This is a genomic window from Metabacillus lacus (assembly GCF_009674805.1).
Classification (GTDB): Bacteria; Bacillota; Bacilli; order Bacillales; family Bacillaceae; genus Metabacillus_C; species Metabacillus_C lacus.
On the sequence record NZ_WKKI01000085.1, the window covers coordinates 1 to 6,064 of the forward strand.

A 6,064-nucleotide genomic window follows, 5' to 3' on the forward strand; every position below is an offset into this window, starting at 1 on the left:
GTCAATAAAACTAACTGGGTTATTTATGGCATAGATATAACTATTTTGAGTTGAAGGTTCAGACAAATACCCTTTAACTGGGTCACGTGATATAAAGGCTGCTGTTGAAGTATCATAGTATCGAGCTTTCAAATAATACATTTTTGTTTCTCGGTCGTAAATATAACCTGCATAACCGAGAGGCTGCCCACTAACTTCTGCATTTTCACTTAAACTTACTACATTTCCAAAAGGATCATAGTTAAAAGTCGCTACTGCATTGCCGAGAGAATCTTCTATACCAATGATATCACCACGATAGTTCGTAAGATAATAAAATACTTTTCCCTCTCTATTAGTAACACTTAAAGGTTTGTTGTATGCCCATGTGAATGTCCATAAAGTATTATTATAATTGTCCGTTATTCTTGTTAAATCCAGCCCATCATAATAATAACGATAGGTTGCTGTCCCAATCGTTTTAGACTTACGTAAACCATTCGGATCGTAGGTATAAGTTGCTATAATTGATCCATTTAAGTCAGTTATCTTTACAAGATTACCTTCTAAATCCCATTGGTACTTCTTAGTATCATCTTGTATTAGTTGACCAGAAACACTATACAAGAATCCTTCAATCTCATTACTTTCATTAAATGTTATACTTTTACCTTTTGGGTTTAATAAGTTCCCCGATTTATCATATTTGTATGTTGTCACTCTTCCATTATTATTCCAAGATTCAAGTCTACCTGCATAATCGTATGAAAAAGATTCGTTTACTGAACCCCTTGACATTGAAATAATGTTTCCATCTTTGTCATATGCTGTATTAGGTTCAAACTCGTACCAGTATTTCTAATTTGATTGGTTAAATTGCCTGCCTTGTCATAATCATAGAATGTGCTCGCCGTACCTTGCTCCATTCTTATGAGTTGGCTGTCTTCATTATTGGGACAATGTACCTGTCCCTTCGTCCCTTCCTTTGTCCCTATCACCGCGAGCTGACAAGTCCTATATTTAATCGATTTCATCTGCATCCAGAAAAAAACAAGCCAGATACCTCCAGCTTGTTACTTTCTTTATATCAAAATTTTCATTACTCATACAGGAACATTCCCAATGTTATTTATCAATCCACACTTCACCGTCTTTGTAGGTCATTTGCTCTGGGTAACGGAGATTCAGGACTTCCTCCTGCGCATCTGTGGATGGTGCTTTTGTTGCCAGGGATACCGCTACGTTGGCAATGATGGCTGCCGCTGCTCCAAAGACTCCGGCCCCCGTATCAATGATTCCTGCGATGGTAAACCCTCCGTATTTGGCTGCAAAGATGTAAGCGAGTGTGACAGTCAGACCGACCAGCATGCCGGCGATTACTCCCTGTGCGTTAGATCGTTTCCACCATATACCCAGCAGCAATGCCGGGAAGAAGGTGCCCGATGCAAGAGCGAATGCCCAGGCAACGATTTGAGTGATGGCCCCAGGCGGGTTCAGGGCGATCAGACCTGCCAGCAGTGTTGCAAGGACAATCGACCAGCGCGCAACACTCAGCCTTCTTTTCTCAGTAGCATCAGGGTGAAGCACACGATAATAAATGTCGTGGGCAAATGAAGAAGAGATTGAAATCATTAATCCCCCTGCAGTGGAAAGCGCCGCTGCCATTGCTCCTGCGGCAACAAGGCCGATGACAAACAAACCAAGATTGGCGATTTCCGGAGTTGCCATGACAATAATGTCATTGGCAATAATCATTTCACTCCATTGCAATATTCCGTCTCCATTGGCATCTGCCAGCTGAAGCTTGCCTGTTTTTACCCAGGTTTCCGTCCATGCCGGAAGAGCGTCAAGAGGCTGTCCCACAACATTTCGAATTAGGATGAAGCGAGAGAATGCGGCATAAGCAGGAGCAGAAAGGTACAATAAACCGATAAATAACAGTGCCCATGCTCCTGACCAGCGCGCAGCTTTCATGGTCGAAACGGTATAAAACCGGACGATGACGTGCGGAAGCCCCGCTGTTCCCGCCATTAACGTAAACAAGAGGGCGAGGAACTGCCATTTGGTTCCGTTGGTAAATGGTGCAAAGTACTCCGATATTCCCAGCTGCCGATCCAGCTCGCCCATCTCTCCAACGATTTTTCCGTAAGAAAGCCATGGCGCCGGATTTCCGGTAATTTGCAGAGACATAAAAATGACCGGAATTAAATAAGCCACAATTAACACTATATACTGCGCAACCTGCGTCCACGTGATGCCCTTCATGCCTCCAAAAGCTGCATAAAAAGCAATCAGCACTACGCCAATCATTGTCCCGACCTTCGCATCTATTTCAAACAGGCGCCCAATTACCACTCCGGAACCTGAAAGCTGCCCGATCGAATAGGTAAAACTGATAATGATTGTACAAATTGCGGCAATAATCCGTGCAGGATGGCTGCGGTACCGATCCCCGATAAACTCAGGCACCGTGTATCTTCCATACTTCCGCAGCTGAGGCGCCAGTAGAAATGTCAGAAGCAAATAGCCACCCGTCCATCCCATTATGTAGGCCAGTCCATCATAGCCAAGCAGCATGATTGTTCCTGCCAATCCAATGAATGAGGCGGCACTCATCCAGTCAGCTCCAATTGCCATACCATTAAAGATTGGCGGAACTCCCCTGCCCGCCACATAAAACTCTGAAGTTTCCTTTGCCTTATTGTATATTGCAATTCCAATATAAAGTGCAAACGTCAGCAGGATGATCGTTAATGAAACTAAAAATTGAGTGTCCATTCTCCCAAAACTCCCCCTTTAAGCCTTTTCCACTTTTCAATGATCGAGCGTTTTCCCTGAACTCAGCTGCTCATTCACAGCCTCATCAATCCCGTATTTTCGATCAACAGCATCACTAACTTTTGCATTCACAAATAATAAAATGATGAAAATGAGCACAGCACCCTGTGCACCCATAAAATAATGAAACGGAAAACCGTTTATAGAAAGGCCGCTCAACGGCTCAGCGAAAAGGACAACACCAAATGAACAAAGAAATCCAATACAAAGATAAATAATAATATTGCGGGTCCGCTCTCTGAAATACGCGTCAGCTGTTTTTTTATCAATTCTTTTTTTCACCGTAACACCTCCGGAAAAAGTTAAGACAAGCTAATGATAAATTTGATCGTATCAAGAAATGGTGCAGGGACGAGAGCAATTTCAATCGTGAAGTAAAGAAGCAGGGATGCAAATGGAATGAGCAGAAATTGAGGACGTTTTTTTCTAAGCGCCAATACTATACTGGCACCAATGATGATGATAAAACAGAACAATGCAATCACAGCAGCAGCTCCTTTCGTAAATTGTAAGCGATACCATTTTGTCGCATTAACATACTACCCCTTTATATTAATACCAGATACCAACTTGTAAGAATATTCTAACAGTATAATTTTTCCACTGCAAGGTTTTTTTCTGAAACTATATTAAGAAAAAATAGAGAGGTTGGATGTTTTAGCGGGAGGGTTACGTTAAGGGGTCAGGGTCTGTTATTGAAAATAAAAATGTCTAAACGATTGTTATATAATTTGCCGGAATTTTAGGAGAAACAGTACTGCTTTGTTATTCATGCTCAAGCCATATATAGTTTCCACACACAAAAAAACCCGCCCCCCATTAAGGGACCGGGTTTCAGCTGTTAAGCGTTTGAAGGATCTTTTGCAGCTTCAGGCTGGTTTTCATCCTGCTCTGCATCTTCTTCTGAAGATTGCTCTTCATTAGCATTTTCGTCAGCAGCTTCTTCGCTGGATTTCTCTGTTTGTTCTGCAGCTTCAGTTTCTTTCACGTTTTCAGCAGCTGCACTTACAGGTTTGTCCAAAAGCTTGCCTGGGTTAACCGCTTTGCCATCGACACGAACTTCAAAGTGTACATGGATGCCGTCTTCTTCGTTATAAAGATTTTTTCCGGCTTTACCGATAATTTGTTTTTGTTCTACTTTGTCGCCAGCTTGTACTTTTACATCAGCAAGTGATTGGTACACAGTGACCAGTCCAGCTTCGTGCTCAATTTCAACAACGTTGCCGAGAATCGGATCTTTTTGTGCCTTTACAACAGTTCCGCTAAGGGATGCAACAACATCAAAGTCCTTGCCGTCCTTTTTGGAAATATCGATTCCTTGATTCTGGCGGAACGTGTTATTATAGGAAACAAGTGCTGCTTCTTGGTCTTCTGCGGATGCATCAAATTCATAGAATTTTTTCACCACAGTGACTGCTTCTGCATCAAGAGCAGGCATAGCAAAGTTTTCAACAGCTTTGCCAACTTCTACTGCCGGGTTATCCTTTTGACCGGCTGTGTCACCTTTTTTCGCTAAATCTTCAGTTACATTGTTCCCTACTGACTGATACCAAAGAACTGCTGTAAGAATGACTGCTGCGCTCACAAGGTAGACTGCCGGGAATACCCAGCGTTTTCTAAAGAATTGCTGTAATTTTGAATTAGGAGAAATACGCTTTTTTTCTTCCTCTCTCATCTTTCATCACCTCAGCAATCATTCTGAACACAATTCAGAAAATATATACACAACCCTGCAAAAAATTTTTGTAATTAGTTTGTGCCATTCTTCTCAGATTATGCACAGTATGACTACATAAGGAGTTACCAGCATGAAAGTTCGTTTCCTGCGGTATGGAATTACCGCTTTGCCATTTTTGTACGCTGTTTTTATCTTTATTCTGTCAAGCCTTCCGGCGGATGCAATCGTCAACACGCCTTTTTCATTTGACTCATTGTTAAAGGAGTCTCTGCACCTGATTGAATTTGCCATTTTATACTGGCTGATTGCCTTTGCATTCGCGGTGAACGGAAAGTGGAACAGCAGCATGAGCGTTGCTGCCGCTGTTATTTCCATACTTTACGGATTGAGCGATGAAATTCATCAGGCGTTTGTACCCTACCGCTCCGCAACGGTGATTGACTTTGTCAAAGATACAATCGGCGTTCTTGTGTCTTACTATATGATGAAAGTCACTTATTTTGCCGATAGTAAAAGTAAGATCTCAAAGCTGATGCACACACTTGAAAATCTCGGAGGAAAATCATGAACAAACACATACGCATTGCCGTTGAGGCAGACTTGCCAAGAATTATTGAAATATATAACTCTACCATACCTTCGCGGATGGTAACTGCTGATCTTGAGCCCGTTGATCTCGAGAGCAGACGAAGCTGGTTCCTGGCGCATACGGACAAGCGCCCCTTGTGGGTTATGGAGTATGACGGAGACATTTGCGGCTGGGTCAGCTTTGAGTCCTTCTATGGCCGTCCTGCCTATCAATACACGGCGGAAGTCAGCATTTACGTGGACTCGGCCTACCGCGGTCAGGGAATTGGCCCTGAGCTGCTGACTGCCGCCATTGATGCCTGTCACAATCTGAACATCAAGACAATGCTGGGATATGTATTTGGCCACAATATGCCAAGCTTGCGCTTATTCGAAAAATTCGGATTTGCCAAGTGGGCAGAGCTCCCTAATGTGGCAGAGCTGGATGGAGTGGAGCGGGATTTGGTGATAGTTGGGAAGCGTGTGGGGTGAGAGCTGCTTTGCTGCCGGGGCCGGCTGGGCACCTTACTGCCGGGGCCGGATCGGTCAGGCTCAAATATAGTCGATTAAGGAAATATGGCCCCGATAGACGGAGGAACTCCGCTTAATTGGCAAATAGCCTCGCAAACAGCCAAAATAGCCGGAAGGATTCCGGCTATCTTCTCAAAAAGGCTTATAATTGGCCATTTTTACAAGCTTAACCGGAATTCCTTCCCTTATAATCCCTAAAGAATGCCCAATCTGGAACTTAACCGGAAAACGTCCGGTTATTTTTCTCCCCTGGGCGTTCTCCATCCGCATATAAGCGGAATAGCTCCGTTAGTTTCTCTGCAGTTGGTACGGGGGAGGATCGAAGGCCCCCAATAGACGGAGGAACTCCGCTTAATTGGCAAATAGCCTCGCAAACAGCTAAAATAGCCGGAAGGATTCCGGCTATCTTCTCAAAAAGGCTTATAATTGGCCATTTTTACAAGCTTAACCGGAATTCCTTCCCTTATAATC

Annotated in this window: 6 protein-coding genes and 1 pseudogene; 2 read left to right on the forward strand and 5 right to left on the reverse strand. The window is 43.4% G+C overall.

Features of this window, described 5'->3' with window-relative positions:
• The 5 genes and pseudogenes from GJU40_RS20060 to spoIIQ form a co-directional block, all read right to left on the reverse strand.
• Nucleotides 1–795 (reverse strand): annotated as a pseudogene (locus tag GJU40_RS20060) (RHS repeat domain-containing protein); the annotation flags it as partial.
• Nucleotides 796–1,104: 309 nt separating this feature from the next.
• A complete protein-coding gene (locus GJU40_RS20065) occupies nucleotides 1,105–2,757 on the reverse strand; it encodes a sodium:solute symporter family protein (RefSeq protein ID WP_154309827.1) in 1,653 nt (550 codons plus the stop codon).
• A gap of 36 nt (nucleotides 2,758–2,793) precedes the next feature.
• Complete coding sequence (locus GJU40_RS20070; RefSeq protein WP_343031654.1) at nucleotides 2,794–3,099, reverse strand: DUF4212 domain-containing protein; 306 nt, start codon at nucleotides 3,097–3,099, stop codon at nucleotides 2,794–2,796.
• 20 nt (nucleotides 3,100–3,119) lie between these two features.
• Nucleotides 3,120–3,302: a hypothetical protein gene (locus GJU40_RS20075; protein ID WP_154309828.1), complete on the reverse strand. Its 183-nt coding sequence runs from the start codon at nucleotides 3,300–3,302 to the stop codon at nucleotides 3,120–3,122.
• Between the two features lie 356 nt (nucleotides 3,303–3,658).
• Entirely contained in the window at nucleotides 3,659–4,492 is an 834-nt protein-coding gene (spoIIQ, locus tag GJU40_RS20080) for a stage II sporulation protein SpoIIQ (RefSeq protein ID WP_154309829.1), read from the reverse strand.
• A 133-nt stretch (nucleotides 4,493–4,625) separates the two neighbouring features.
• Here spoIIQ and GJU40_RS20085 point away from each other — a divergent pair, with 133 nt between their 5' ends.
• Entirely contained in the window at nucleotides 4,626–5,063 is a 438-nt protein-coding gene (locus GJU40_RS20085) for a VanZ family protein (RefSeq protein WP_154309830.1), read from the forward strand.
• Complete coding sequence (locus GJU40_RS20090) at nucleotides 5,060–5,554, forward strand: GNAT family N-acetyltransferase (RefSeq protein WP_154309831.1); 495 nt, start codon at nucleotides 5,060–5,062, stop codon at nucleotides 5,552–5,554. The genes GJU40_RS20085 and GJU40_RS20090 overlap by 4 nt, the downstream gene beginning before the upstream one ends.
• The last annotated feature ends 510 nt before the right edge of the window (nucleotides 5,555–6,064 follow it).

Bases quoted from the DNA above. Each gene is read 5' to 3' on its own strand.
- spoIIQ (WP_154309829.1), bottom strand. From the start codon at position 4,492: ATGAGAGAGGAAGAAAAAAAGCGTATTTCTCCTAATTCAAAATTACAG.
- GJU40_RS20065 (WP_154309827.1), bottom strand. From the start codon at position 2,757: ATGGACACTCAATTTTTAGTTTCATTAACGATCATCCTGCTGACGTTT.
- GJU40_RS20090 (WP_154309831.1), top strand. From the start codon at position 5,060: ATGAACAAACACATACGCATTGCCGTTGAGGCAGACTTGCCAAGAATT.
- GJU40_RS20085 (WP_154309830.1), top strand. From the start codon at position 4,626: ATGAAAGTTCGTTTCCTGCGGTATGGAATTACCGCTTTGCCATTTTTG.